General features: G+C 70.7%; 17 protein-coding genes. 12 read left to right on the top strand and 5 right to left on the bottom strand.

The features are described from left to right. Positions 1–6: 6 nt before the first annotated feature. The 4 genes from NZH93_RS50855 (at position 7) to NZH93_RS29330 (ending at position 6619) form a co-directional block, all read left to right on the top strand. Positions 7–1686, top strand: coding sequence for a ThuA domain-containing protein (locus NZH93_RS50855; protein ID WP_372506910.1), 1680 nt, complete (start codon positions 7–9; stop codon positions 1684–1686). Between the two features lie 119 nt (positions 1687–1805). Then, the gene (locus tag NZH93_RS29340; protein WP_259626476.1) at positions 1806–5054 is read left to right on the top strand and encodes a tetratricopeptide repeat protein; all 3249 of its coding nucleotides are present in this window, start codon (positions 1806–1808) and stop codon (positions 5052–5054) included. Between the two features lie 33 nt (positions 5055–5087). Next, positions 5088–5498: an acyl-CoA thioesterase gene (locus tag NZH93_RS29335; protein WP_259626475.1), complete on the top strand. Its 411-nt coding sequence runs from the start codon at positions 5088–5090 to the stop codon at positions 5496–5498. Continuing rightward, entirely contained in the window at positions 5495–6619 is a 1125-nt protein-coding gene (locus NZH93_RS29330; protein WP_259626474.1) for a zinc-dependent alcohol dehydrogenase family protein, read from the top strand. The genes NZH93_RS29335 and NZH93_RS29330 overlap by 4 nt, the downstream gene beginning before the upstream one ends. Here the strand turns inward: NZH93_RS29330 and NZH93_RS29325 are convergent. Continuing rightward, entirely contained in the window at positions 6616–7602 is a 987-nt protein-coding gene (locus tag NZH93_RS29325; protein WP_259626639.1) for an aldo/keto reductase, read from the bottom strand. The genes NZH93_RS29330 and NZH93_RS29325 overlap by 4 nt on opposite strands. A gap of 111 nt (positions 7603–7713) precedes the next feature. Between NZH93_RS29325 and NZH93_RS29320 the strand changes: the two genes are divergently transcribed. After that, positions 7714–8556, top strand: a complete 843-nt coding sequence (locus NZH93_RS29320) for a helix-turn-helix transcriptional regulator (protein ID WP_259626473.1) — start codon at positions 7714–7716, stop codon at positions 8554–8556. 6 nt (positions 8557–8562) lie between these two features. Here the strand turns inward: NZH93_RS29320 and NZH93_RS29315 are convergent, their stop codons facing one another. Together NZH93_RS29315 and NZH93_RS29310 are read right to left on the bottom strand one after the other, a co-directional pair. Then, on the bottom strand, positions 8563–9144 hold the full coding sequence (locus NZH93_RS29315) for a nitroreductase family protein (RefSeq protein WP_259626472.1): 582 nt from the start codon (positions 9142–9144) through the stop codon (positions 8563–8565). A 63-nt stretch (positions 9145–9207) separates the two neighbouring features. Beyond that, positions 9208–9639 carry a hypothetical protein gene (locus NZH93_RS29310; RefSeq protein WP_259626471.1) on the bottom strand — a complete coding sequence of 144 codons (432 nt, stop codon included), beginning with the start codon at positions 9637–9639 and terminating at the stop codon, positions 9208–9210. A gap of 233 nt (positions 9640–9872) precedes the next feature. Between NZH93_RS29310 and NZH93_RS29305 the strand changes: the two genes are divergently transcribed. The 4 genes from NZH93_RS29305 to NZH93_RS29290 all read left to right on the top strand — a co-directional run bounded on the left by NZH93_RS29305 (position 9873) and on the right by NZH93_RS29290 (position 16431). Beyond that, entirely contained in the window at positions 9873–10589 is a 717-nt protein-coding gene (locus tag NZH93_RS29305; RefSeq protein WP_259626470.1) for a cyclase family protein, read from the top strand. A 181-nt stretch (positions 10590–10770) separates the two neighbouring features. Further along, complete coding sequence (locus NZH93_RS29300) at positions 10771–13554, top strand: DEAD/DEAH box helicase (protein ID WP_259626469.1); 2784 nt, start codon at positions 10771–10773, stop codon at positions 13552–13554. Positions 13555–14249: 695 nt separating this feature from the next. Continuing rightward, complete coding sequence (locus NZH93_RS29295) at positions 14250–15119, top strand: DUF4333 domain-containing protein (RefSeq protein WP_259626468.1); 870 nt, start codon at positions 14250–14252, stop codon at positions 15117–15119. 103 nt (positions 15120–15222) lie between these two features. Further along, a complete protein-coding gene (locus NZH93_RS29290) occupies positions 15223–16431 on the top strand; it encodes a GNAT family N-acetyltransferase (RefSeq protein ID WP_259626467.1) in 1209 nt (402 codons plus the stop codon). Here the strand turns inward: NZH93_RS29290 and NZH93_RS29285 are convergent. Both NZH93_RS29285 and NZH93_RS29280 read right to left on the bottom strand, forming a co-directional pair. Further along, on the bottom strand, positions 16428–17069 hold the full coding sequence (locus NZH93_RS29285; RefSeq protein WP_259626466.1) for a response regulator transcription factor: 642 nt from the start codon (positions 17067–17069) through the stop codon (positions 16428–16430). The genes NZH93_RS29290 and NZH93_RS29285 overlap by 4 nt on opposite strands. Before the next feature lie 4 nt (positions 17070–17073). Next, positions 17074–18381: a sensor histidine kinase gene (locus tag NZH93_RS29280; protein ID WP_259626465.1), complete on the bottom strand. Its 1308-nt coding sequence runs from the start codon at positions 18379–18381 to the stop codon at positions 17074–17076. 141 nt (positions 18382–18522) lie between these two features. Between NZH93_RS29280 and NZH93_RS29275 the strand changes: the two genes are divergently transcribed. The 3 genes from NZH93_RS29275 to NZH93_RS29265 are packed head-to-tail and all read left to right on the top strand — an operon-like array spanning position 18523 to position 21243. After that, positions 18523–19557 carry a Clp protease N-terminal domain-containing protein gene (locus NZH93_RS29275; protein ID WP_259626464.1) on the top strand — a complete coding sequence of 345 codons (1035 nt, stop codon included), beginning with the start codon at positions 18523–18525 and terminating at the stop codon, positions 19555–19557. A 43-nt stretch (positions 19558–19600) separates the two neighbouring features. Next, positions 19601–20848 carry an NAD(P)/FAD-dependent oxidoreductase gene (locus tag NZH93_RS29270; RefSeq protein WP_259626463.1) on the top strand — a complete coding sequence of 416 codons (1248 nt, stop codon included), beginning with the start codon at positions 19601–19603 and terminating at the stop codon, positions 20846–20848. Continuing rightward, positions 20845–21243 carry a tetratricopeptide repeat protein gene (locus NZH93_RS29265; protein WP_259626462.1) on the top strand — a complete coding sequence of 133 codons (399 nt, stop codon included), beginning with the start codon at positions 20845–20847 and terminating at the stop codon, positions 21241–21243. The genes NZH93_RS29270 and NZH93_RS29265 overlap by 4 nt, the downstream gene beginning before the upstream one ends. Positions 21244–21310 lie beyond the last annotated feature (67 nt).

The raw sequence follows: 21310 nt of genomic DNA, 5'->3' as shown, positions 1-21310 counted from the left end.
AGGACGATGCGCAGACTCCCCGTGCTCGCGGCGGCGGCACTACTGTCGGCCGGTGTGGTCATGACACCGGCGGCTCAAGCCCAAGCGCCCTACCAGGTCCTGGTCTTCTCGAAGACCGCCGGGTTCCGGCACGACTCCATCCCGGCGGGCATCCAGGCGATCCGGGACCTGGGCTCCGCCAACGGGTTCACCGTCACCGCGACGGAGAACGCGGCGACGTTCACCCCGACCGAGCTGGCGAAGTACGCCGCCGTGGTGTTCCTCAGCACCACCGGTGACGTCCTCGACGGCACCCAGCAGTCGGCGTTCGAGTCCTACGTCAACTCCGGCGGCGGTTTCGTCGGCGTGCACGCGGCGGCGGACACCGAGTACGACTGGCCGTTCTACGGGCAGGTGGTCGGGGCGTACTTCCTCAGCCACCCGAACATCCAGCAGGTCAACGTGAAGGTCGAGGACCGGGCACACGCCGCGACCGCGCACCTCGGCCCGGTGTGGACCCGCACCGACGAGCTGTACAACTACCGCGCCAACCCGCGGCCGAACGTGCACGTGCTGGCGACGCTGGACGAGTCCAGCTACAGCGGCGGCACGATGGGCGCCGACCACCCGATCTCCTGGTGCCGCACGGTGTCCTCGGGCCGGTCGTTCTACACCGGGCTCGGCCACACGATCGAGTCCTACGCCGACCCGGTGTTCCGGGCCCACCTCCTCGGCGGCATCAAGTTCGCCGCGGGGAGGGCGAAAGCGGACTGCCGACCGGAATCCGGGTACACCGGGCTGTTCACCGGCACCACGACCGGCTGGTCGCAGGCGGGTTCCGGGAGCTTCGCCAACGCCGACGGGACGCTGTCGTCACGGGGAGGACCGGGCAACTACTGGTACTCCGCCAAGGAGTTCGGCTCGTACTCGCTCAAGCTCGACTGGCGGCTCACCGGCGACGGCGACTCGGGGATCTTCCTCGGCTTCCCGGCGTCCGGCGCCGCCGACCCCGGCGCGGGCGGGTACGAGGTGGCGATCGACGCCTCCGCCGCGGCCAACGCCACGACCGGCGCCGTCTACGGCGCACAGGCACCGGACGCCACCGCCCGCGACGCGGCGCTGAACCCGCCGGGGCAGTGGAACACCTTCGAGCTGCTGGTCGAGGGTGAACGGCTGCGCGTGCTCCTCAACGGCAGGCAGGTCAACGACTTCACCAACACCGACCCGGCGCGGAGCCTGCGACAGGGCCACATCGGCTTGCAGAACCTCGGCGACGGCACGGTGTCCTTCCGCAACGTGCGGGTCAAGGAACTCGGTGTGGTCACCCCGACGCAGGTGCAGGGCGAGGCGTACACGTCGTCGTCCGGCGTGCAGACGGCCGGTCACGCAGGTGCGGTCGGCGGCCAGACGGTCGGCTACATCGACAACGGCGACTGGGCGGCGTACTCCCAGGCTTCCACGACGGGCGCCCGCTCGTTCACCGCCCGCGTCTCCTCCGGTGGCGCGGGAGGCCGCATCGAGATCCGCTCAGGCTCCTCGACCGGCCCCCTGCTGGGCTCGGTCGCGGTGCCCAACACCGGCAGCTTCGACACCTTCACCACCGTGACGACCACGCTGACCGGCACGGCGACCGGCCAAACGGTCCTCGTGTTCACCGGCGCGACCTCGGGAGGCCTGTTCGACGTCGACCACTTCACCCTCGGGTAACACCACGGTGGGCGCGGACCACGTCCGCGCCCACCGGGGTCGTGGGTGGCCGGAGTCGACCGGCAGGCGTCCCCGATATCTGCGGTCCGGGTGGCGACCTTTCACGGGATGATCACGAGATGCGATGGGAGAACCACGCGTCGGGTGTGGTCGCCGGCCCCGTCACCCAGGTCGGCGAAGTCCACGGCAGCGTCTTCGTCAACAGCGGTCACGCCGTCCGCACCCACTACCACAAGCAGGTCGAGCGCCTGGCGCCGCGCGAACTGGTCGGCCGGTCCGCCGAACTCGCCGAGCTGGCCGATTTCTGCACCTCTCCCACGACGGCGGGCAGGTACGCGTGGTGGCGCGCCGATGCCTGGTCGGGCAAGTCGGCGCTGCTGTCGTGGTTCGTCCTGCACCCACCGCCCGGCACCCGTCTGGTGTCGTTCTTCATCACAAATCGTTTGGCCGGGCAGAACGACCGACACGCGTTCGTGGACAACGTCCTCGATCAACTGCTCGCGTTCCTCGGTGAACCGATGCCCGCCAACCTCACAGCGTCGACCCGCGAAGGCCACCTCCAGAGCCTGTTGTGCGATGTCGCCGAGCGGTGCGCACAGCGAGCTGAGCACTTCGCGCTGGTGGTGGACGGACTGGACGAGGACAGCGGGGTGAACGGTGATCCGGACGCCCACAGCATCGCCGCGCTCCTCCCGTTCGACCCGCCGAACGGCATGCGCGTGATCGTCGCCGGACGACCCAACCCGCCGATTCCGTACGACGTCCCCGACGACCACCCCCTGCGCGATCCGGCGATCATCCGCCCGCTCGCCCCCTCGGCGGAAGCACGGGCGGTGCGCGAAGTCATGGAACGCGATTTGAAGCGCCTGTACGGCGGTGCGCCGAACGACCAAGCCCTGCTGGGGCTGCTGGTGAGCGCCGAAGGAGGCCTCGCCACTTCCGACTTGGCGGAGTTGGCAGGAATCTCCGAGTGGCAGGTGGTCGAGTCGTTGGGCACCGTGACCGGCCGCAACTTCGTGAGCCGGGGTGGTGGGCCGCTCGCCATTCACCAGGTGGCCCACGAAGAACTCCGGGCCACCGCTGCGCGGATGCTGGGACCGAGCGTTGACGCGTACCGGGAGAGCTTGCACGGTTGGGCCGAGGGCTACCGGGACCGTGATTGGCCGCCTGACACACCGGAATACCTCCTGACCGGCTATTTCGCCATGCTCGTCGCCACGGGGGACTTACCGCGCATGATGGCGTGCGCGACCGACCTCCACCGTCGGAACCGAATGCGCTCACTCACCGGGGGTGATGGCGCGGCCATCGCCGAGATCCTCGCGACGCAGGAAGCCGTCGTCGGCCAGGACGAAGTCGACGTGATCGGTCTGGCGCGGTTGGCCGTGCACCGCGCGGACCTCTACCGGAGCACCAATCGGATACCTCGCACACTTCCGACGGGCTGGGCGAGGATCGGCGACTTCGGTCGAGCGGAGTCCATGATCAATGCCATTGAGGATCCAGCGGATCGCGTCGAAGCCCTGACAAGCACCGCAGTGCTGGCTCACGGGCTCGGTGACGAGCAGCGTGCACAGGACCTGCTGGAGCGGGCGTACGAACTGGCCCGAACGCTTAGCCAGTTCTTCGGTGCGTGGCCCTTGCACTCGGTGGCGATGGCTTTCGCGGCCACCGGTCGACATGATCGCGCCGGCGAGGCCGTGGAGGACGTGCTGAACGACTCGGACAGGGCGGAGGTCTTGGCATCACTGGTGATCCGAGCCGCAGCAGGTGGTGATCTCCCGCGTGCGGCTGAACTCCTCGAGGCGGCGAAGGACTTGGCCTACGCGGACGAATACACCACACAGGCCTCCGCGCTCGCAGAAGTGGCCAGGGCGACGGCCAAGACGGGCGATCTCGCTACTGCAAGTTTGCTGCTCGACGATATCGAATCGCAGGTGGAGGCCACCCCTGACGTGCACGTCGACAGCGCTGGGCCGATCGCGAGGCTCGCCGCGACTGTTGGTGATCACGATCGGGCCTTGCGTCTGCTCGATCTGATCGACGAGCCGGACTCGCGAGAATTCTGGACGTTGGTGATCATCACGGTCATCGCCGAGGGCGATCCCGACAGAGCCGAGACTGTCGCTCGGACAACCGATGGCGCGGAAAGCTTGTGCGCGAGGTTATCCGCTGTGGCCCGCGTGGTGGCCAAGGCACCTGGCGGTGCGCTTCACGCGGGCCGGTTGATCGCGCGGATCGAGGACATCGCGCGGCAGGCCGCCGTTGGAGAATCCTCAAGCCGCGCTTACCTGCGGATGGCAGAGATCATGGCGATCACCGGTGACCTGGACGGCGCGGAAACGATCGCGCGCCGACACGGCCCGTCGAGCCGAGACGCCGACGCCGTGCTCAACATCGCTGCCGCGGCGCTGCGCGCGAACGACCTGGAGCGGGGAGCGACGCTCTTGACCCTAGCTGAGCATGTGGCACGAGCCGACCTGAACCCTGATGACGAGAGGCGCTCGGTGCTGTGGGTGAGGACGTTGAGCGATACCGGCCAGTTCGACCGCGCCGAGGTGTGGGCGGGATCGATGCGGGATCGATCGGCACGCTCCGCCGCGTGGGCGGTCGTAGCCGAGGGAGCCACTGTCGCCAATCAGATCGAGCGTGGTGTGGCGGCACTCGGCCGGATCGAGGAAACGAGATTCCAGCGACGACCGAGACTCGAGTTGGTTCGTGTCCTCGCCGCCTCGGGGGACTACGAGCGCGCGGAGTCGCTAGCTCGAGTCGCCCATGATCCGGTCGACGCCGTGGTGGCGTTAATCTTGGTGTCCGAAGCGGCTCGTGCTGGGGAATTGCTCGACTCCGCGGATGAAGTAGTCGATTCGATGACCGCATCCGCTGATCAACTGCACGCGCTGTCGGCACTGCTCATGGCGGCCGCCATGATCGGGGACCGCGCCAGGACGACCGCTCTGTCGGACCGGGTCAGGTCGCTCGCCGAGACCATCATTGAACGAGGGATCGAAGCTGGCGGGGCGCGGAATTCCATGGCTGAGAGCGTCCTGAGAGAGGTTCCGACCCGGACGCGCACCCTGACCGAGGTCGTCGAGGGAATCACGCGATCGCAGGTACTGACCGGTCGTGATCAGGGAGGTGACCACATGACCGTCGTGCCCGGCAGGTGGACGCCCGGTCGGGCGGCAGTCGAACTCCCACCCGAGCAAGCCCATGTCCGCGATCTGGTCGAACTCGCACCCGAGCAAGCCCTCATCCGCGACCTCGTCGAACTCGACTGGTACCACGTCGTCGAAGACCTGGTCGACCTCCACCCCGAGGCCTACCCGGTGATCCTCGCCGAACTGGACCTCCTGGCGGAGCGCTGAGCGGTTCGCCAGGCTCCGCGTAAGGTGCGTCGGGTGCGTGAAGACTACGGTTACTGGCAGCGGATCCCGACGCGGTGGAGCGACAACGACGTGTACGGACACGTCAACAACGTCGTGCACTACGCGTTCATGGACACCCTGATCAACACCTGGCTCATCGAGTCCGGTCTGGACATCCACCACGGCTCGGCCATCGGGCTGTGCGTGGAGTCGCACTGCAACTACCGGTCTTCGCTCTCCTTCCCCGACGCGATGGACGCCGGGCTCCGGATCGGGCACCTCGGTCGGTCCAGCGTTCGCTACGAGGTGGGGTTCCTCGCGGCTGACGGCACGGTGATCGCCGAAGGGCACTTCGTGCACGTGTTCGTGGACCGGACGACCCGCAAACCGGTGGAAGTACCCACTGGACTGCGGGGCGCGATGGCGGGTTTGCTGGTCGCATGACCGTGCGCGCCGCTGTGCTGCTCGAAACCGGCCGTCCAGCGCCCTACGCCGAGTCGCGGCCGATCGAGGTCCAGGACCTGGTCCTCGACCCGCCCGGTCCCGGTGAGCTGCTGATCCGGGTCGGCGCGACCGGCCTGTGCCACTCCGACCTGTCGGTGCTCAACGGGTCACGTCCGCGGCCCCTGCCGATGGTGCTCGGTCACGAGGCCGCGGGTGAGGTCGTCGAACTCGGGCCGGGGCCGAGCGAGTTCAACGTCGGCGACCACGTGGTGATGTCGTTCGTGCCCGCCTGCGGGTCGTGCCGCAAGTGCGTCGCGGGCCGCCAAGCCCTGTGCGAGCCGGGTGCGGCGGCGAACCGGGCGGGCACGCTGCTCTCCGGTGGGAAGCGCTGGCTGGCGCCGGACGGGCAGCGGCCGAACCACCACCTCGGCGTCTCCGGCTTCGCGGAGTACGCCGTGGTGTCCGCGACCTCCGCGACGAAGGTCGACGCCGACCTGCCGCACGAGATCGCCGCGCTGTTCGGCTGCGCCGTGCTCACGGGCGCGGGCGCGGCGTTCTACAGCGCGCGGGTCGAGCCCGGTGACCGCGTGGCCGTGTTCGGCCTCGGCGGCGTCGGGCTGGCGGCGCTGCTCGCGGTGAAGGCGGCCGGGGCGTCGACCGTCGTGGCCGTCGACGTGGTCGCCCACAAGCGTGAACTCGCCCGGAAGCTCGGCGCGACCCACGAGGTCGCTGGCGGCCCGGACGCCGTGGAGGCGGTCCGCGACCTGACCGGCGGAGGGGCCGACAAGGTCATCGACACGACCGGCAGCGAGCACGTCCTCGCGCAGGCCTACGCGGCCACGGGCACGGGCGGCACGACGGTCACCGTCGGCCTCCCGCACCCGGACCGGCAGCTCACCCTGCCCGCGTTGAGCCTGGTCGCGGAGGAGCGCACGCTCAAGGGCAGCTACCTCGGCTCGTGCGTGCCCCGCCGCGACATCCCCCGGTTCATCTCGCTGTACCGGTCGGGCCAGCTCCCGGTGGGGGAGCTGCTGTCCGGCACGCTGACCCTGGACGAGCTGAACACCGGCTTCGACCGCCTCGCGAGCGGCGACGCCATCCGGCAGGTCGTGGTGTTCTAGTTCCCGACCCCGAGGTTCGCCATGTGCGCCGACGGGTACCGGTCGCCCCTCGCCGACCCCGCGGGCACGGCCTCCTCGATCTCGGCGAGGTCGTCCGCCGACAGGCGCAGGTCCACGGCGGGCAACGCCTCGGCCAGCCGTTCCCGCGTGCGCGAGCCGACCAGCGGCACGATGTCCGCGCCCTGTTCGGCCACCCAGGCGATGGCGAGCTGGACGACGGTGCAGCCCTTCGCCTCCGCGACCCGCCGCAGGGCGCCCACCAAGGCCAGGTTGTGCTCGACGTTGCCCGCGGAGAACCGCGGCGTGGCGTTGCGGTGGTCGCCGGGACGGCCGGGGGTCCAGTTCCCGGAGATGAGGCCGCGGCTCAGGACGCCGTACGCGGTCAGGCCGATGCCGAGTTCCCGCAGCGTCGGCAGGACGTCCGCCTCGACCGCGCGGGACAGCAGCGAGTACTCGATCTGGAGGTCGGCGATCGGGTGCACGGCGTGCGCCCGGCGGATCGTCGCCGCGTCGACCTCCGAGAGGCCGATGTGCCGCACGTGCCCGGCGTCGACCATGTCCTTGATCGCGCCGATCGTCTCCTCGATCGGCACCGCCGGGTCCAGCCGGGCCGGGCGGTAGACGTCGACGTGGTCGGTGCCCAGGCGGGTCAGCGAGTACGCCAGGAAGTTCTTCACGGACTCGGGGCGGTTGTCCGGGCCGCCGAACTCGTTGCCCGGTCCGCGCCGCATGCCGAACTTGACGCTCAGCGCGTAGCCGTCGCGGTCCCGGCCGCGCAGCGCCTCGGCGAGCAGCAGTTCGTTGTGGCCCATGGCGTAGAAGTCGCCGGTGTCGATCAGCGTGACGCCCGCCTCCAGCGCGGCGTGCACCGTGGCCACGCTCTCGGCGCGGTCGGTCGGGCCGTAGGCGTCCGACATGCCCATCGCGCCGAGGCCCAGCGCGGAAACGGTCGGACCGGTCTTGCCCAGCGTTCGGGTCTGCATCGTTGTCATGCCACCCACCCTGGGCCCGGACCGGGACGGGCGGGAGCGGAGCGTTCATCGTGGGAGCGCGGCTCCCTGGCTGGGACCGGCGACCGGGGGCAGCATGGGGTCATGCAGCGCGACCAGCTCGCCGACTTCCTGCGCCGACGCCGCGAGACCATCCGCCCGGCCGAGGTGGGCCTCACCGACGGGCCTCGCCGCCGCACCGCAGGCCTGCGCCGGGAGGAGGTGGCGATGCTCGCGGGCATGTCGGTCGACTACGTCGTGCGCTTGGAGCAGGGCCGCAGCAGTCAGCCGTCGACCCAGTTGCTCGGCGCGCTGGCACGGGCGCTGCGGCTGTCCGACGACGAGCGCGACCACCTGTTCCACCTGGCCGGTCACCAGCCGCCGCCCGCCGACGGCGTGGCGCGGCTGGCCCGCGCGGGCCTGCTGCGCGTGCTCGACCTGCTCGGCGACACCCCGGCGCTGGTCCTGTCCGACCTGGGGGAGGTCCTCGCCCAGAACCAGGCGTCCGTCCTGCTGGCGGGCGACCAGACCGGCCTGTCCGGCGACCGGCGCTACGTCGCGCACCGCTGGTTCACCGACCCCGCCGCCCGCGAGATGGCGCCGCCGGGGGAACGGGAGCACCACGGCCGCGGGCTCGTGGCCGACCTGCGCGCCGTCGCGGGCCGCCGGTCGGGCGACCCCGTGGTGACCGGGCTGGTCGAGCGGCTGCTGGCCGCGAGCGCCGAGTTCCGCGGGTTCTGGGACGAGCACGAGGTCGCGGTCCGGCGCTCGGACCGCAAGACGTTCGTCCACCCGCAGGTGGGGGACCTGGTGATGGACTGCGAAACGCTGGTGACCCCGGACCGCGGCCAGCAGTTGCTGGTGCTCACCCCGGCGGACGCCGACAGCCGCGAACGGCTGGACCTGCTGCGGGTGCTCGGCGTCCAGGAGTTCCCCGCGGTCACGTGACGGCGGCTACCAGCGGCCGCGGTGCACGACGTCGTCCAGCGACCTGCGCCGCCGGGTGATCGCCGAGGTGTTCGTGGGCTTCGGCTCGGCCGAGAAGCCGATGGCGATGGCGCCGATGGGCTCGTGGTCCTCGGGCACGCCGAACGCCTCCTGGAACGCGGTGACCAGCTCCGGGTCGAAGCCGAAGAACACCGCCCCCAGCCCTTCGTCCACCACCGTTTGCAGGATCAGCAGCGCGGCCATGCCCGTGTCGATGTGCCAGAACGGCACGGGCCAGTGGGACTCGGCGCGGTCGGTCCACCCCTTGTCGTCCTCGGCGTAGCGGTCGAGGTAGACCCGCTTCGAGGACAGCGGCACGATCACCAGCGGGGCCGTGCGGGCCGAGTCGTTCACCCAGGCGGCGCCCACGGTCCAGAAGGCGTCCAGCTCCGCGCCCTCCAGCACCAGGAACGCCTGGCCCTGCGAGAACCCGGCGGACGGGCCGCGGGTCGCGTTGTGCAGGATCCGATCGAGGCTCTGCGCGGGAACCGGGTCGGGTTCGAACTTCCGGACCATCCGCCTGCGCCGCACCACGTCCTGGAATTCCACGATCCCGACGTTACCGATCACCGGACCGGACGGGTACCCCCGAGGAACCCGTCCGGCGGACGGCTACTGGCCCGGCGCCTGGAACATCACGGCCGGAGCCGAACTGGTCGGCTTCTGCTGCCGCGACGGCGCGTCGGGCAGGCTGAACTGGAGCGTGCTCTCCATCGCCGACGGCGGCTCGACCGCGGGCTTCTTCTCGGCGACCGGGGCGGGCTCGGGCTCGACGACCGGCTCCTCGACGACCGGCGCCGGAGCGACGACGGGTGCCGGGGGAGGGGTCGACAGCTCCTGCTGCGCCTTGCTGATCCACGCGGTCCACATGGCGGCGTCGCGGCTGTCCCTGGTCTGCGCGCGCAGGATGGACAGCGTGCCGCGGACCCGGCCGGCCAGCACCGCGTTGGTGCGGACCTGGGCCCAGACCTGCGTGGTCTGCGGGCCCTGGTTGCGGACGAGGTGTCGGACGTGGTCGGTCAGTTCGCCGTCCGTGAAGGACATCCACTGGTTGACCACTTGGCGCGGGTTGGACAACAGATCCCCGTTTCGTCGTGCTTGACCTGCAACGATCGTCGCACACCCGTTCGAGCCGCCTGCGCTGACCACCCGAATGGGTGTTGACGCGGTCTTGCTCCCGTGTGTCTCTCGGTTGTACGTGACTCACAGTATCCACTACCCCGTGACTCTCCGGTGTGGGACGCGCGCGGGAGAAATATTCACCTAGGCTCACAGTCGTGCTCGGTGACTACCGCGTGGTGAACCTCTCGCACGTCAACGACCCGGCCCGCACCTCCCTCTACCCCGGAGACCCGGAGTTCACCGTGACGACGGTGGCGACGGTCGCCGAGGACGGCTTCCACCTGCGGTTGGTCCAGCAGGGTGAACACACGGGCACCCACTGGGGAGCGCCGTCGCACTTCAACGCCGACCAGCCCGGCGCGGACGAGCTGGACACCGAGGACCTGTTCCTCCCCGCGGTGAAGGTCGACGTCCGGTCGCGGTGCGCCGCCGATCCCGACCACGCCGTCACGGCCGACGACCTGCGGGCGTGGGAGGCGGAGCACGGCCCGATCCCGCCGGAGTGCGCCGTGGTCCTGCACACCGGCTGGGAGGACCGCTGGGGCACGCCCGCGTTCGCGAACGCCGACGCGGGCGGTCGGCTGCACCAGCCGGGGTTCAGCCCGGCGGCGGTCGAGTGGCTGCTGGAGACGGGTGCGCTCGGGCGGCGGGGTGCGCTGGGCACGGACACGTTCGGGCCGGACGTCGGCGTGGACGAGACGTACGCCGTGTCGAAGCTGCTCTACCGGGAGCACCGGATCAGCCTGGAAGTCCTGGCGAACCTCGCCGAGCTGCCGGTCCGCGGGGCCTGGATCCTCGTCGGGGGGACCGTCAACAGGGGTGGGTCCGGGTCTCCTGCCAGCGTGTACGCGCTCATGCCGAAGAACGGGTGACCCCGATACGCCATCCGGTGTAACGGCCCGGCGGCCGTCCGCGACAATGGGGTCAGGTGCTCGTGCACCACCGGGCTCCCCGTCCCCAGCACCCCCCGACTGCGGACGGGGAGCCCGGTCACCCCACCGGGCCTGGATATCTTCACCGCTTTTGTCGGTGCCGTGTGACAGCCTTGACGGTGTGGCTCCTCGCTCGAACGCTCCCTCTTCCCGGTCCCCGGCGTCCGCGTACGCCGACTCCCGCCGCCGGAACTCCCATCCGCGGCTGACGGACTTCCTGTCAGTGCTCTCGTTCGACCTCGACCCGTTCCAGCGCGTCGCCTGCGAGGCGCTGGAGGAGGGGCACGGGGCGCTCGTCTGCGCGCCCACCGGCGCGGGCAAGACGGTGGTCGGCGAGTTCGCCGTCCACCTCGCGCTGGCACAGGGCCTGAAGTGCTTCTACACGACGCCGATCAAGGCGCTGTCGAACCAGAAGTACGCCGACCTGGTGGCCCGCTACGGCGCGAAGTCGGTCGGCCTGCTGACCGGCGACACGTCGGTCAACGGCAACGCGCCCGTGGTGGTCATGACCACCGAGGTGCTGCGCAACATGCTCTACGCGCACTCGCACACCCTTGAAGGCCTCGCGTACGTGGTGATGGACGAGATCCACTACCTCGCGGACCGCTTCCGCGGCGCCGTCTGGGAGGAGGTGATCCTGCACCTGCCGGACGAGGTGCAGCTCATCGGCCTGTCCGCGACGGTCAGCAACGCCGAGGAGTTCGGCGAGTGGCTGGTCGAGGTGCGCGGCGACACGAAGGTCGTCGTGGACGAGCACCGCCCCGTGCCGCTGTGGCAGCACATGATGGCGGGCGGCCGGATGTTCGACCTGTTCATCGGGGAGAACACCGACGGCGAGGCTCGAATCAACCCGCAGCTCCTGCGGCACACCGAGGACCTTGCCCGCTTCCACGTGCCGTGGAGCCGGTCGCGCAACAACAAGGACAGGGGCGGGCGCGGGGCGCCGCGCGGCTCCGGGTTCAAGCCCCCGTCGCGGCTGGAGATCATCGACCGGCTCCAGGCGGCCAACCTGCTGCCCGCGATCGACTTCGTGTTCAGCCGCGCCGGGTGCGACGCGGCCGTGGCGCAGTGCATGCGGTCCGGGCTGCGGTTGAACACGATGGAGGAAGCCGAGGTCATCCGCGGCATCATCGACGAGAAGACCAAGGACCTGCCAGAGCCCGACCTGCGGGTCCTCGGGTACTGGGAGTGGCGCGAGGCGCTCGAACGGGGCGTCGCGAGCCACCACGCCGGCCTGCTGCCCGCGTTCAAGGAGACCGTGGAGGAGCTGTTCGTCCGCGGTCTGGTGAAGGTCGTGTTCGCGACCGAGACGCTGGCGCTGGGCATCAACATGCCCGCGCGGACCGTGGTGCTGGAGAAGCTGGTCAAGTACAACGGCGAGGCGCACGTCGACCTGAACCCCGGTGAGTACACGCAGCTCACGGGGCGCGCGGGGCGGCGGGGGATCGACGTCGAGGGGCACGCCGTCGTGGTGTGGCAGCCCGGCGTCGACCCCAAGCAGGTCGCCGGGCTGGCGTCGACGCGCACGTTCCCGCTGCGGTCGTCATTCCGGCCGGGCTACAACATGGCGGTCAACCTGGTCCACGCGCTCGGCGCGGCCAAGGCCCGTGACCTGCTGGAGCAGTCGTTCGCGCAGTTCCAGGCCGACCGGTCCGTGGTGGGGCTGGCCAGGCGGATCGAGCGGAACCGGGAGGCGCTGGAGGGGTACTCCGAGGCGATGACGTGCCACCTCGGTGACTTCACCGAGTACGCGGCGCTGCGGCGGAGGGTGACGGAGCGGGAGAAGGCGCTCTCGAAGCAGAACAGCTCGTCGAAGCGGGCCGAGGCCGCGGCGTCGTTGGAGCGGTTGCGGAAGGGCGACGTGATCGCCGTGCCTTCGGGGCGGCGGTCGGGGTTGGCCGTGGTGATCGATCCGGGGCACGAGCCGATGGGCGAGGCCCGACCGCTGGTGGTGACGGAGGATCGGTGGGCCGGGCGGCTGTCGTCGGCCGACTTCCCGGTGGCGGTGGAGGTGCTGGGGCACATCAAGCTGCCCAAGCAGGTGGACGTGCGGTCGCCGAAGTCCCGGCGGGACCTGGCGGCGACGGTGCGGAACACCGGTATCCAGGTGCCGACCGTGCGGCGGCGGAAGACGACGGCCGACGACGACGCCGAGTTGGCGACGTTGCGGCGGGCTCTTCGGGCGCACCCCTGCAACGCCTGTGAGAAGCGGGAGGACCACGCCCGGTGGGGGGAGCGGTACCACCGGTTGCTCCAGGAGACGGAGCTGGTGGAACGGAAGGTCGCCGCCACCACGCACTCGCTGGCTCGGGAGTTCGACCGGATCCGGGCCCTGCTGCGGGAGCGCGGGTACCTGGAGGCGCACGAGAACGGGCCTGGTGAGGAGGTCACGGAGCACGGGAAGCGGATCACCCGGATCTACGGGGAGTCCGACCTGCTGGCTGCGGAGTGCTTGCGTCACGGGGTGTGGAAGGGGCTCGGGGCGCCTGAGTTGGCGGCTGTGGTGTCTTCGCTGGTGTACGAGGCTCGGCGGGATGGGCCGGTGGAGACGAGTCTGCCCGGTGGGCCTGTGGCGGATGCGATGTTGGCCACGGCGCGGTTGTGGGCGGAGATCGAGGATGACGAGCGGCGGCATCGGTTGGATCGGACTCGGCAGCCTGATCCCGGGTTTGCCTGGCCGGTTTATCGGTGGGCTCGGGGGGAGTCGTTGGAGAAGGTGCTCGATTCCGGGGATACGGGGGGGACGGAGTTGGGGGCTGGGGATTTCGTGCGGTGGTGTCGGCAGGTGATCGATCTGTTGGATCAGATTCGGAATGTGATGGGGGGTGGGGATCCGGTGGGGGCGGCGGCTGGGAAGGCTGTGGAGGCGCTTCGGCGGGGTGTGGTGGCTATGGCGACTGTGTAGGTCGTGGGGTGCGGGTGGCTGCGGGTCCGGGTGGCTGCGGGTTTGGTGTGGGTCCGGTTTGGGCTGCGGGTTCGGCGTGGTCGGGTGGGGGCGCGGCTTGGGTGGTGGTGTGGCCGATTTGACTTGGGGACCCCTCTTTTGCCCCTTTGATCGGGCTAAAAGGGCAGGTTGAAGACCTACCCGATCTTCAATTTTAAGGGGCAAAACCCCAAGTCAAATCGGCCACGGTTGGGTGGGGCCGTCGCGTTTGGTGGTGGTTGGGGACTGCTCGTTGAGGATGGGCGGGTGTTGGCTGCCTGTTGGGGATGGGCGGGTGTTGGGGCTGCTCGTTGGGGGGCGGGTGTGGGGGTGCCTGTGGGGGCGGTGGTGGGTTGGTTTTGTGGTGGTCGTGGTGGTTTGTGGCTCGCTGGGCTGGCTGCCACCGAACAGGGCAGCCTGTTGGGTCTGGTCTGGCGTCTGTGGGCAGTCGGTGGTCGAATGGGTGGGCACTCGTTGTCTGCGGGCGCGGTGGTGGTTTCGTCAGGGTTGGTGGACCGGTGGTTGGAGTGGTTGCGGCCGTGTGGTGGTTGTCTCGGCCACGGTCTGGGCAAGCTTGGCGGGGCGGATGGGTCTGAGGGCTTGTCCTGTGGTTTGATCGCGCCCGTTACCTGTAGCGCGTCACGCGTGTGCGTGAAACCGATCTCCGGAGGCCGAGCATGACCAGTCCGTACGGACCGTCCGGAGGGAACGACCCGCAGCAGCAGCCGCAGTGGGGCCAGCAGCCCCCGCAGCAGCAGGGTGGTGGGTACTCCGGGACTCCGTCGGGCGGGTTCCCCGCTCAGAACCCCTACGGGCAGCCCGACCCGAGCCAGCAGCAGCCGCAGTGGGGGCAGTTGCCTCCGCACGAGCAAGCCACTCAGATGCACCCGCAGGGCAACTACGACCCCAGCGCGCAGCAGCAGCCGAATCCGTACGCGGCGCCGCAGCAGCCGCAGGGTGGTTACGACCCGACCCAGCAGGTGCAGAACCCGTACGCGGCGCCGCAGCAGCCACAAGGCGGGTACGACCCGACCCAGCAGGTGCAGAGCAACCCGTACGGCATGCCCCAGCAGGGCCAGCAGTTCGGGCAGCAGCAGAACCCGTACGGCACGCCGCCGCAGGGCGGTCAGTACGGCCAGCAGCAGAACCCGTACGGGCAGCAGAACCCCTACGGCCAGCAGCAGAACCCGTACGGCCAGGCGGACCCGTACGGCCAGCAGCCCAAGAAGTCGGGCGCGGTCCTGTGGGTCGTGGTGGCGCTGGTCGTGCTCGTGGCGGCGGCGGTCGGCATCACCGGGTTCGTGGCGCCGGGCTTCTTCGTCACCAAGGTGTTCGACAACGCCGAGGTGCAGAAGGGTGTCGTCACGATCCTGAAGGACGAGTACAAGATCCCGGACGTCGAGAGCGCGACCTGCACCGGCGAGAACCAGGTGAAGGTGGGTGCGACGTTCACCTGCACCGTGCAGGTCGGCGGGAACGAGAAGAAGGTCAAGGTCACGGTCAAGACCGCTGACGGCGAGTACGAGGTCGGCCAGCCGACCGGCTGACCCACTGACAGCGTGACGAGGGCCACCGGGGCGATGCTCCGGTGGCCCTTCCGCCTCGAATACTCGGTCGCGATCACGCGAACCACCAGGCAGGATCGCCGGTGTGGCCGACCATGAGATCCGCGTCCTCGACGAGTCGAACTTCCGCGCGGCGCACACGCTGTTCCGCGGTGCGCTGCACAGCGGCCCCGCCACGGACGAGCGGTGGGAGCAGATCAAGGCCTCGTACGACCCCGGTCGGGCGTTCGGGGCCTTCCAGGGCGACGAGATGGTCGGCACCGCCCAGTCGTGGCCCGCGCTGCTGGCCGTGCCCGGTGGGGCCGAGGTGCCTGCGGCGGCGGTGAGCCGGGTCGGCGTGCGCGCGGACTGGACGCGCCGGGGCGTGCTCAGCGCCCTGATGCGCAGGCAGTTCCAGAGCTGTCGCGAGGCGGGTGAGGTCGTGTCGGTCCTGCGCGCCTCGGAGGCCGTGATCTACGGGCGGTTCGGGTACGGCGTCGCGTCGCGCGGCAGGCAGCTCAAGGTCGACCGGCACCGCGTCGCGCTGGCGCCGTCGGACGGCACGGGCGGTCGGATCCGCCTGGTGGACCTGGACACCGCGACGGCGGTGGCACCCGAGGTGTACGCCAAGGCCGGCCTGTCGCGGCCGGGCATGACGTCCCGCTGGCCCGCGTGGTGGCTGATGAACCTGGACCGGGGGCTGCGGTACGACAACGCCCGGATGGCCGTGCACAGCGGCGCGGACGGCGACGACGGGTTCGTCGTGTACGTCGTCAAGGGCGGCATGGAGGAACCGCACGGCAAGTCCGTGCTCACCGTCGAGGACCTCGTCGCCACCACCCCCGAGGTGTGGGCGGAGCTGTGGCGCTTCGTGTTCCGGGTCGACGTCGTGGACGAGGTCATCGGCGAGCTGAGGCCGCTGGACGAGCCCCTCGAGTGGCTGGTCGCGGACCGGCGCGTGGTCAAGGTGACCGACGTCGAGGACGAGACGTGGCTGCGGCTGCTCGACGTGCCCGCCGCGCTGGCGGCCCGCCGGTACGCCGCGGCCGAGCCCGTGGTGCTCCAGGTCCGCGACCGGTACCTGCCGGACAACGACGGCTCCTACCGGATCACGCCGGACGGCGTCGAGCGCACGACCGCGGCGGCCGACCTGGTCCTGGACGTGGACCTGCTGGCCGCGACCTACCTCGGGGACGTGTCGTTCACCGAGCTGGCCCAGGCCGGTCGCGTGGACGTGGTCGACGGCGCGGCGCTCGCCCGCGCGGACGCGCTGTTCGCGACCGGGCGCGCACCCTGGTCCGGCACGTACTTCTAGCGCAGCCCGGCCTCGTGGGCGAGGATCGCGGCCTGGACGCGGTTCGCGCAGTCGAGCTTGGTGAGGATGCGGCTGATGTGGGCCTTCACCGTGCCCGCCGCCATGAACAGCGCGGCGGCGATCTCCGCGTTGGACGCGCCGGTGGCGACCGCGCGCAGCACGTCCCGCTCGGTGTCGGTGAGCCCCTCCAGCCGCTTCCCGGCGATCTCGGCGGTGTCCGGGGCCAGGTAGCGGTCGACGAGCCTGCGGACGATCGTCGGCGCGAGCACGGACTCACCGCGCGCGGCGACCCGGATGGCCTGGATCAGGTCGGCCGGGCCGGTGTCCTTGAGCAGGAACCCGACGGCACCGGCCCTGAGCGCCTCGGCGACGTAGCGGTCCTCGCCGAACGTCGTCAGCACCACCACGTTCGTCGCCGGGTGGTGCCGGGCGATGTCCGCCGCCGCGGTCAGCCCGTCGCCGCCGGGCATCCGGATGTCCAGCAGCGCCACGTCGACCCGGTGCTCGCGGCAGCCCGCCACGGCGGCGCGCCCGTCCGCGACCTCGGCGACGACCTCGATGTCGGGCGCGTGCTCCACGATCATCGAGATGCCCGCGCGCATCAGCGCCTCGTCGTCGGCGATGAGCAGTCGGATCACCGCGTCACCTTACGACGAGCGAGATCACCACTCCCACCAGAGCGATCACGAACGGGGAGGCGAGCAGCACCGCCAGGCAGCCCGTGCCGATCAGCCGGGGCATGGTGAGCACCTGCGCGGTGATGACCTCCGGGGGTTCGGCGCCCAGCACCGGCACCACGTCGTCCGGCGCCTGCCCGGCGGGCCGCACCGGCAGCTCCACGGCCAGGCGAAACCCCCGGTCGGGCATGGCGCGGGCGGAGAACGAGCCGCCCAGCAGCGTCGACCGCTCCTCCACGCCCGCGAGCCCGCGGCGGGAGCCCGGCGGGGTGCGCCGGGCCTCCGTCTCCGGGGTGTTCACGACGGTCGCCAGCACCCGGTCCGGCGTGCGCCGCACCTCGACGGTCGCCCGCGCGGTCGGCGCGTGCCGGTGGACGTTCGTCAGGCCTTCGCGCACGGCTCGGTGCACCGCGTAGCGGGTCCGCGCGTCCACGTCGTCCAAGTCGCCGCCCGACCACACGAGGTCCACGTCCACCCCGGCGTGCCGAGACTCCTGCACCAGCTCGGTCAGGTCGGCGCGGGTGCCGGTGTGCTCGTCCAGCCCGTCCGACGACACGCCCAGCACGGTCAGGATCTGCCGCAGCTCCGCCAGCGCCGTGGCGGCGGTGGTCCGCAGCAGGACGGCCTGCCCGCTGATCTTCGGCGACGCGTCGGCGGTGCCGAGTTCGAGCGCGCCCGCGTGCATCGAGATCAGGCTGAGCCGGTGGCCCAGCAGGTCGTGCATCTCGCCCGCGATGCGCGTCCGCTCGTCCACCCGAGCCTGCGCGGCGGTCAGCTCCCGCGCGCGTTCCAGGTACTCGTTGCGCTCCTTGAGCAGCCGGACCATCGGCCGCCGGTACCCCAGGAGCGTGCCCGCCAGCGCCGGGATGCCGATCAGGAACACGAAGGACCCCACGGCGACCGCGAGCAGCTCGCCGGTGCGCTCCTCCTCGGTGAGCAGCGACAGCGACAGCCCGGCCGCCCCGGTGGCCGCCACGGCCAGCCAGAACCGCCACAGGGGCCGTGACCGCCTGCCCGCCGTGAACGCGATGACGGCCGTGCACAGCATCGGGACCAGCGTCGGCAGCGCGTACAGCGGGATCGTGCCCAGCAGGCACGCCAGCGGCCAGCGGGTGCGCAGCACCACGAGCGCGCTGCCGACGACGGCCAGGATCACGACCGTCCACAGCGGCACGAGTTCGCCGAAGATCCCCGGAACCGCGCCGACGGCGAGGACACCCACCACCAACGCCGTTTCGCGCCACCCGATCCACCACGGCGGGTTCTGCCGCACCAGTCCTCCACGAACGCTCGCCGGACGTCGATCCTCGCACGGCGGGGCCTGGCCGATCGGCCGTCCGCGGTGGCCGATCGGCCATGAAGGGCGGTCTAACGGCGGACGTGGTGGCACCCCGGCGATTCCTACCGTGAGGTCATGCACCCAGGCGAGCACACCACCGACGCGATCAAGCTCCTGTCCCGCGCCCAGTCCCGCGCGGCACGGCTCGACCACGGGGCGACCGGCACCGAACACCTGCTGTTCGCCATGCTGGACGCCGGGACGCCCACCGCTCGGGCTCTCGCGCCCGGTGCGCGCGACGCGGGGAGGCTGATGGGGGTCATCGCCTCGCTGGACCCGCCGCACTGGGTGAGCGAGGACGACGAGACCGCGTCGCCGGACGTGGAGGCCGACGCGATGGTCACCGCGGCGCTCCGCGAGGCCCACTTCTGCACCCGGAAGCGCGGCCGGATCCCCGGCGAGCCGCCGCCCGCCACTCCCGCGTTGCGGGCGTGCCTGCGCGGGGCGCTGGTGCACGCCGGACCGGCCCCCGTCCTGCCGTCGCACCTCCTGCTCGGCCTGCTGGACCTGCGGGGGAGCCGCGCGGTGGACGCGCTGCGGTTGCGGCGGATCGACCGCGACGCGGTGGCCGCGGCCGTCGACCCGGCACGGGAGGAACCCGCGGCGCACCCGTCCGTCGCCCTGCTGCGCAAGTCCGGCGTGTTCGGTGGCCGCACGAGGTTCTGGATGCGCTGGCTGTCCTCGGGCTTCGGGTCGCCGGTCCTGATGGGGGTCGTCGCCGAGGCCACGCGGCAGGCCGTTCGACGCGGTGGCGCGGAGGTGGAGCCCGTCGACCTGCTGCTGGGGGTGCTGTCGCTGGACGGGCTCGTCGAGTGGTCCGGTGATCGCCTGCCGGACCGCGTGGCGGCGGAGGTGCTGAAGGCCCACGGGGTCGACCTGCCCGGTCTGCTGCCCGTGGTGCGGGTTCCGGCCGTGCCGCTGGGGGAGTCCGTGCCGCTGGGGGAGCAGGCCCGGCGGAGCTTGACCGCCGCTCGGCTGCGGGTGGCCGACCGGGGGTCGGAGGCGGTGGGCACCGGCGACCTCGTGGTGACCCTGCTGGACGAGATCGGTCCGCTGCTGGCGGGCGCGGGTCACGACGTGCGTGCGCTGCGTGCCGCCCTGGCCGGGTGATCGTCGTCGTGCGGGGGTGGTGAGGGGCGGTTAGCGTCGGCCCATGGTGCGAGTCGTGGTCGTGGGTGCGGGGTTGGCCGGTCTCAGCGCCGCGGAGGTGTTGTCCCGCAACGGGGTGTCGGTGTCGGTGCTGGAGGCCGGTGACGACGTCGGTGGGCGGGTGCGGACGGACGTCGTGGACGGTGTTCGGATGGATCGCGGGTTCCAGATCCTGCTGCCCGCCTATCCGGAGGTGGTGCGGAGGTTCGACCTCGACGCGTTGGATCTTCGGCCGTTTCGGTCTGGGGCGTTCGTGCACCAAGGGGGTCGGCACGATCTGCTGGCTGATCCGCGGGGTGGTGCGGCTGCCTGGCAGGGGGTGTTGGCGCAGCGGGTGGTGGGGGTGCGGGATTTGTTGGCGTTGGGGGCTTTGTCGGCTCGGGACTGGGTGGGGTCTGGGCGGGGGATCGTGGAGTCCGTGGATCGGACGACCGCTGAGGAGTTGGCGCGGTGGGGGGTGTCGGATCGGGCTGTTGACGCTGTGTTGCGGCCGTTTTTGTCCGGGGTGTTCCTGGAGTCGTCGTTGAGTACGTCTTCGCGGTTCTTCCATCTGGTGTGGCGGTGTTTTGCGCGTGGGGGTGCGGCTTTGCCCGCTTTGGGGATGGGGGAGTTGCCTCGGCAGTTGGCTGCTCGGTTGCCTGATGGGGCTGTGCGGTGCGGGGTTGAGGTGGTGGGGGTGCGGGATGACGGGGTGGATCTGGAGGGTGGGGAGAGGGTGGCGGCTGACTTCGTCGTGGTCGCTACCGATGGGAGTGTGGCTGCGCGGTTGTTGCCAGGGGTGCGGGAGCCGGTGTGGAGGGGGGTGACCACGTGGTACTTCCGGCCGTCGGAGTCGCCGTTGCGGGATCCGTCTTTGGTGGTGGATGGGGATGGGGGGTTGGTGGTGAACACGGCGGTGATTTCGGAGGTGATTTCAGGGGTGGGGTCGGGGGCGGGATCTGGCGGTGGGGTGTTGGTGCAGGCGTCTGTGTTGGACGCGTCTGTGGGGGAGGTTGATGTGCGGGCTGAGGTGGGGAAGTTGTACGGGGTGGACGCTGGGGGGTGGGAGGTGGTGGGGCGGTACTCGATTCCTCGGGCGTTGCCTGGGATGGCTGCGCCGCATGGGTTTCGGAAGCCGGTGAGGGTTGGGGGGCGTCGGTACGTGTGTGGGGATCATCGGGACACCAGTTCGATCCAGGGGGCGTTGGTGTCCGGGCGGCGGGCGGCGGAGGCTGTGCTGGCGGATCTTGGATCGGTCAGAATGGTGGGGTGACTGATGAAGCTGGGTTGCGTGCTGCTGCTGAGGCCGGGGATGTTCGGGCGATGGTCGATCTGGCTGATCTGCTGATTCCGCAGTATGAAGAAGATGATGAGCGGTTGGCTGAGGCTGAGATGTGGTTCGGTAGGGCAGCCGAGACCGGTGATGTTGAGGCTATGACGGCTTTTGGGCAGTTTCTGTATTACCACGATGAGCATGATGAGGCTGCTGAGTGGTATCGGAAGGCTGCTGATTTGGGGCATGCCGAGGCTATGGGGGGATTGGGGGATTACTACGACTTCATGGGGGATGAGGAGGAGTCGGAGCGGTGGTATCGGAAGGGTGCTGAGCTTGGGGATGAGGGGTCTCAGGGGAATTTGGAGGCGTTGGTGAAGATGAAGGAGAGGTGAGGGGGGTTCGGTTGGGTGCCAGCGGGGTCCGATTGGGGTGCCGGGGTGCCGTTGGTGGGGTGGCCGA

It is taken from the genome of Umezawaea endophytica (assembly GCF_025061645.1).
Taxonomy (GTDB): Bacteria; Actinomycetota; Actinomycetes; order Mycobacteriales; family Pseudonocardiaceae; genus Umezawaea; species Umezawaea endophytica.
The sequence above is the reverse complement of the archived record's forward strand: the minus strand, read 5'-3'. Positions and strand labels throughout refer to the sequence as shown.

Excerpts from the sequence above, each read along its gene's own strand:
- NZH93_RS29330 (WP_259626474.1), top strand. The coding sequence starts at position 5,495 with ATGACCGTGCGCGCCGCTGTGCTGCTCGAAACCGGCCGTCCAGCGCCC.
- NZH93_RS29340 (WP_259626476.1), top strand. The coding sequence starts at position 1,806 with ATGCGATGGGAGAACCACGCGTCGGGTGTGGTCGCCGGCCCCGTCACC.
- NZH93_RS29275 (WP_259626464.1), top strand. The coding sequence starts at position 18,523 with ATGCACCCAGGCGAGCACACCACCGACGCGATCAAGCTCCTGTCCCGC.
- NZH93_RS50855 (WP_372506910.1), top strand. The coding sequence starts at position 7 with ATGCGCAGACTCCCCGTGCTCGCGGCGGCGGCACTACTGTCGGCCGGT.
- NZH93_RS29295 (WP_259626468.1), top strand. The coding sequence starts at position 14,250 with ATGACCAGTCCGTACGGACCGTCCGGAGGGAACGACCCGCAGCAGCAG.
- NZH93_RS29320 (WP_259626473.1), top strand. The coding sequence starts at position 7,714 with ATGCAGCGCGACCAGCTCGCCGACTTCCTGCGCCGACGCCGCGAGACC.
- NZH93_RS29325 (WP_259626639.1), bottom strand. The coding sequence starts at position 7,602 with ATGCAGACCCGAACGCTGGGCAAGACCGGTCCGACCGTTTCCGCGCTG.
- NZH93_RS29310 (WP_259626471.1), bottom strand. The coding sequence starts at position 9,639 with ATGTCCTTCACGGACGGCGAACTGACCGACCACGTCCGACACCTCGTC.
- NZH93_RS29270 (WP_259626463.1), top strand. The coding sequence starts at position 19,601 with ATGGTGCGAGTCGTGGTCGTGGGTGCGGGGTTGGCCGGTCTCAGCGCC.